Raw genomic sequence first — 5,248 nt, 5'->3', positions numbered from 1 at the left:
AGGATTCTCTCCAGTTTGTTGATTTTGATGTTTCATCATCTCTTCTCCAATTTTTTGCATTGCATCAGAGAGTTCATTTGAGAGATTTTTAAGTTCATCGAGGTCGGCTGTTTCTTTCTTTGCTTTGAGATTTGAAACTTTTGTTTCAACATCAGTTTTTATCTCATCAGTAATTTTTCCATCAGCGTCTCGTAAGGCTTTTTCTGCAGTATGGATAAGAGAATCAGCCATATTGCGAGTTTCTACCAACTCTTTCTTTTTAGCATCAGCTTCTGCATTTGCTTCTGCATCTTGTTGCATACGTTTGATATCTTCATCAGTAAGCCCAGAAGAAGCCTCGATACGAATAGATTGTTCTTTTCCTGTAGTCTTTTCTTTTGCTTTGACAGAAAGGATACCATTAGCATCGATATCAAATGTAACTTCTACCTGTGGAATACCACGAGGACTTGGTGGAATACCGTCTAGTACAAATTGTCCGAGCGATTTATTGTCTGCTGCCATTGGGCGTTCTCCTTGTACTACATGAATCTCTACTGAAGTTTGATTATCTGCTGCAGTGGAAAATTCTTGAGTCTTTTTGGTAGGAATAGTAGTGTTTCGCTCGATCAACTTTGTAGACACAGCACCCATGGTTTCGATACCAAGAGTTAATGGCGTAACGTCTAACAATAATACGTCTGTTACACCACCCGATAATACCGCACCTTGAATCGCTGCACCCACGGCAACTGCTTCGTCTGGGTTCACGTCTTTACGTGGCTCTTTACCAAAGAACTCTTTAACCTTTTGTTGAACTAAAGGCATACGAGTTTGGCCACCAACCAAAATCACATCGCCAATTTCGCCAACACTTAAACCAGCATCTTTTAAGGCAATTTTACATGGCTCGATGGTGCGTGCGACTAAATCTTCAACCAAAGACTCTAACTTAGCACGTGTCACTTTGATGTTAAGGTGTTTTGGACCTGTGGCATCAGCAGTGATGTAAGGTAAGTTAACTTCGGTTTGTTGACTGGAAGATAATTCAATCTTGGCTTTTTCAGCCGCTTCTTTTAAACGCTGCATCGCTAAAGGATCACCTTTAAGGTTGATGCTTTGTTCTTTTTTGAACTCATCAGCTAAATAATCAATTAAGCGTAAGTCAAAATCTTCACCACCTAAGAAAGTGTCACCGTTAGTGGCTAATACTTCAAAAGACTGTTCGCCATCAACATCAGCGATGTCGATAATAGAAATATCGAATGTACCACCACCTAAGTCATAAACAGCGATTTTACGGTCGCCTTCTTTTTTGTCCATACCAAAGGCTAAAGCAGCCGCTGTTGGTTCGTTAATGATACGTTTAACATCTAAACCAGCAATACGGCCTGCATCTTTAGTTGCTTGACGTTGGCTGTCGTTAAAGTAAGCAGGAACGGTAATAACGGCTTCTGTGACTGGCTCACCTAAATAATCTTCTGCTGTCTTTTTCATTTTCTTCAAGACTTCAGCAGAGATTTGTGGAGGTGCCATGCGGTTACCACGAGCAGATACCCACGCATCACCATTATCAGCAGCAACGATTTCGTAGGGAACCATGTTGATGTCTTTTTGTACGACTTCATCTTTAAATTTACGACCAATTAAACGCTTAACCGCGAATAAGGTGTTTTTGGGGTTAGTCACTGCTTGACGTTTTGCGCCTGCACCGACTAAAACTTCGTTTTCGGTATAAGCCACAATAGAAGGCGTAGTACGTGCGCCTTCGGCGTTTTCGATCACTTTGGCTTTATCGCCTTCCATAATAGCGATACAAGAGTTAGTTGTGCCTAAGTCGATACCAATAATTTTGCCCATTTTTTGCTCCTCAAGTTTTGTTAGGCACAGACATACTGTTGGTCTGTGCTTGTGAAGGTGTTTTACGCGGTAGTGCTGTTAGTAACCGCATTGACATGATTCTGATATGGTGATTACCTTAATTTTTTCAAGGTTTTTTTATTGCGCCACCACGACCATTGCAGGACGCATTAAACGGCCATACAAGGTGTAACCTTTTTGAAATACCGTCACTACCGTATTCGCAGGATTATTTTCGCTAACAGGTTGTGTCGCCACGGCTTGGTGTAACTCCGCACTAAAGGCTTGACCTGTTGGGTCAACCGCTTCTACACCAAACTTTTTGAGTGCTTCCAAAAAGGCTTTTTGTGTGAGTTGCAACCCTTCCACTAAGTTTTTATTAGCCTCATCATGGGGCGCAGCCGCAACGGCACGTTCTAAGTTATCCACAACTTCTAAAAGGCTATTAGCAAATTTTTCCACACCAAATTTGTGTGCATTACTGACTTCACGCTCGGCACGGCTTTGAATATTACGAATTTCAGCCTGTGTGCGTAGTTGCGTATCTTTTAGCTGTGCTTCTAATTCCGCAATACGTGCGGTTAATACTTCCACTTGTGTTTCGGTAACTTCTAAATATTCATTTAACTCTTGTTCGATTTCGGCGTTAATTTGCGCGTTATCAACATCTTTTTGCTGTTCGGTCATGATTTTCTCCCCAATCAAAAATTAACTTTTGGGCGTTAGCCAATAAAATCTGCAAATTTAATGGGGTTATTGATTAATTATTCAAGTGCTTCGGCTATTGCTTAGATAAAAAGTCAGGGTATTATCACGCAAACTTTTTTACTGATACTGATCATCATGTTGACGCATTTAGCCATTAAACAATTTACCCTTGTTGAAAACTTAGAATTAGATATAGCCCAAGGATTTACCGTTATTACAGGTGAAACAGGTGCTGGTAAGTCTATTTTATTGGATGCTTTGGGCTTATGTTTAGGCGATAAAGCCGATGGCCAAGCCGTGCGTCATGGCGCAGATAAAGCCGAATTAAGTGCTTTATTTGATGTCAGTCAATTGCCTCAAGCACAAGCATGGCTCACAGAGCGTGATTTAGCCGAAGACGAATGTTGTTTGCGGCGTGTGGTTTATAAAGAAGGACGCTCGAAAGCATGGGTGAATGGTAGTGTGGTCACCTTGGCCGAATTGCGCTCTTTGGGTGAACTGTTAATTAATATTCATAGCCAACATGCTCATCAAAGCCTACTCAAAAAAGAAACCCATCGACAATTATTAGATAATGTCGGTCATTTACAAGCTTTAGTGGCTACCGTAGGGACAGATTATCAACAATGGCTAAACAGCAAACAACAATTAGCCAATAGCCAAGCCAACTATGCCGCACAACAAGCGCGTTTAGAGTTGTTAAATAACTATGTTGATGAACTAGAAAAACTGGCGTTAAAAACAGGCGAATACGAACAACTCGAACAAGAATATGACTACTTAGCCAACTACGAAAGCTTGATGCAAGATAGCCAACAAGCCTTAAGCTTGCTCGATGAAGGTGAACATCCTGTTAGTCGTCAACTACAGCAAGCCTTACGTGTGATTGAAACCCACCAAACACGTTCACATAGTTTAGCCAATGTTTGTACGAGCCTACAGTCTGCATTGATTGAGATTAAAGAAAGTAGCCGTGAACTGAATGGCTTTTTAGCCCAACAAGACTTAGACCCACAACGTTTGGCATGGCTCGAAGACAAAATTAGCGAAGCACAACGTTTGGCGCGTAAACATAAAATCATGGCGCATGAACTGCCTACCCTGCATCAAGAGTTTTCTGTTGAACAACAACATTATCAACAGGCTCAAGACCTTAGTGCCTTAGAACAAGCCGTTGAGCAAGCAAAGCTGAGTTACCTGAACTCTGCTGAACAATTACGCCAAGCACGTCAAGCCGTTGCACCACAGATTACTGAAAAAGTCACCCAACACTTACGTGACTTAAGTATGCCCAACACCCAATTAAGCTATCAATTTAAGCCGCTTGATAAACCCAATCGTGATGGCTTGGATGATATTGAATTATTGTTTAGTGCTAACTTAGGCCAACAATTACAGCCTTTAGCCAAAATAGCTTCGGGGGGGGAGTTGTCACGTTTTGCCTTAGCGGTACAAGTCATTCAAGCACAACATAGTGCAGTACCTGTGTTGGTCTTTGATGAAGTAGACGTGGGGATTAGTGGTGGCACGGCGGAAGTGGTTGGTAATTTGTTGCGTCAGTTGGGTGAACGTGCGCAAATTTTGTGTATTACCCATCAACCACAAGTCGCGGCTAAAGGTCATAGTCATTGGCAAGTGCAAAAATATACCCAAGATCAAAAAACCTTGAGCCGAGTCATTGAACTCACGCGCCAACAACGTATTGAAGAAATTGCACGAATGTCAGGTGGTTTAACGATTACTCAAGAAACCTTAAAACATGCCGAAAGTATGTTATCAAATATCTCGGACTAAACGGACATTAAGGCTATAACTTTTATGTGCTAAGCCATCATGTCCATAACCAAAATACATTGCCCAAGCATATTCTGTACTTTTATGATCAACAGTTGATGACCAAAAACGACTTCCTAGAGCTTGCATATCCGTAAAAATATCTTCACGAATATGATAATAACGAGACACTTCCGTTGTGAGTAAGCCTCTCAACTCTTCTAAAGTTGGTAAACGCCAATCATAAAAACCACACCAACCTTTGGTATTCACATAACGTAACCAATCTGTAGTATTTTTACCCTGATTGGCAAACCCTTCCCCTCCCTTTAACTCAGGATAAAACCACATCAAATCACTACAATTGGGATATTTTTCTATTAAATTCGTATTAATTGCCCACATCAATTTTGTTTTTTCATCAACAACGGCAGCCCAACTAGCAGCCAAAACACCTAGCTCCTCACCTGATGCACCAATTTTGCGCCAACCACTAAATTGGGCTTCTAATTTATTTAGCATTCTGTCTTCTTTATTTTGGGCAACAAAATTATTAGTTTGGTCAACTACTGCTGCTAAAACATCCTCTTTCAGTACATCTTTCGACTCTGTTTCATTCGCCAAAAGCTTGTGTTTTTGCTTATCTAGTTGTTTACGACGTGCAGTTGATGTTTTTTGTAATACTTGCTGAGCAATACGACAGCTAAATAACTCGGCTAAGGCACTAATATCATCAACTTCAACCACACTTAACAATAAGTCATCATGGGCTTTAATTAAGCCATTAAGTAGTTTTTCTAGCTCTTGTAAACCTTGTTTAAGCGCAACTGCAACTAAACTATAATCACGTCCAGTTTGTGGTGTAAGCAATTTATTTACTAGTCCGTATTCAGGGTTAAAGCCACCGCCTTTAGGCGGTCAGATTTAT

General features: G+C 40.9%; 4 protein-coding genes. 1 reads left to right on the top strand and 3 read right to left on the bottom strand.

Annotated elements, in window-relative coordinates:
• Together dnaK and grpE are read right to left on the bottom strand one after the other, a co-directional pair.
• A partial coding sequence (gene dnaK, locus Q0212_RS05720; RefSeq protein ID WP_297923465.1) for a molecular chaperone DnaK occupies nucleotides 1-1,839 on the bottom strand: 1,839 nt, incomplete at its 3' end.
• A 138-nt stretch (nucleotides 1,840-1,977) separates the two neighbouring features.
• Complete coding sequence (gene grpE / locus Q0212_RS05715) at nucleotides 1,978-2,526, bottom strand: nucleotide exchange factor GrpE (protein ID WP_297923463.1); 549 nt, start codon at nucleotides 2,524-2,526, stop codon at nucleotides 1,978-1,980.
• Nucleotides 2,527-2,682: 156 nt separating this feature from the next.
• Here grpE and recN point away from each other — a divergent pair, with 156 nt between their 5' ends.
• Nucleotides 2,683-4,341 carry a DNA repair protein RecN gene (recN, locus tag Q0212_RS05710; protein WP_297923462.1) on the top strand — a complete coding sequence of 553 codons (1,659 nt, stop codon included), beginning with the start codon at nucleotides 2,683-2,685 and terminating at the stop codon, nucleotides 4,339-4,341.
• On the opposite strand, the gene Q0212_RS05705 is transcribed toward recN, so the two are convergent.
• Nucleotides 4,324-5,190: a DUF1566 domain-containing protein gene (locus Q0212_RS05705; protein ID WP_297923460.1), complete on the bottom strand. Its 867-nt coding sequence runs from the start codon at nucleotides 5,188-5,190 to the stop codon at nucleotides 4,324-4,326. The genes recN and Q0212_RS05705 overlap by 18 nt on opposite strands.
• Nucleotides 5,191-5,248 lie beyond the last annotated feature (58 nt).

It is taken from the genome of uncultured Agitococcus sp. (assembly GCF_937920075.1).
Classification (GTDB): domain Bacteria; phylum Pseudomonadota; class Gammaproteobacteria; order Pseudomonadales; family Moraxellaceae; genus Agitococcus.
This window is presented reverse-complemented; position numbering and strand designations above follow the sequence as displayed.